Source organism: Mesorhizobium sp. M7A.F.Ca.ET.027.03.2.1 (assembly GCF_003999175.1).
Lineage (GTDB): Bacteria > Pseudomonadota > Alphaproteobacteria > Rhizobiales > Rhizobiaceae > Mesorhizobium.
On sequence record NZ_RZOM01001915.1, the window covers coordinates 1 to 437 of the forward strand.

The following is a 437-nucleotide window of genomic DNA, read 5'->3' on the forward strand; positions in this document are numbered from 1 at the left end:
GAGCTTGCCGAACACCTCCTTCTTGACCGCCATGTCTTCGAACACCGCCTCGACGATCAGGTCGCAATCGGCGAGATCGGCATAGTCGGTGGAACCCTTGAACTGGGCGAGCCGCTCGCGCTTGGCGCCTTCGCTGAGCGAACCGCGCGTGACGGACACCGAGTAGTTCCTGTCGATCGTCGCCAAGCCGCGCTGCAGGGCCTCGTGGCTGGTTTCCAGCAAGGTTACGGGATAGCCGCCATTGGCGAAAGCCATGGCGATGCCGCCGCCCATCGTGCCGGCGCCGATGACGCCGACGCGGGCAATCCGGCGCTTGACGGTGTCCTTGCCCGGAAGCTTTGCCGCCTCACGTTCGGCGAAGAACAAATGACGCTGCGCCCGCGACTGATCGCTGCCGACCAGCTTGACGAACAGCGCACGTTCCGCCGCCAGTGCCG

General features: G+C 65.4%; 1 protein-coding gene. It reads right to left on the reverse strand.

The features are described from left to right. Positions 1-437, reverse strand: a 437-nt coding sequence (locus EN750_RS38750; protein WP_145968410.1) for a 3-hydroxyacyl-CoA dehydrogenase NAD-binding domain-containing protein, incomplete at both ends; no start/stop codon positions are given.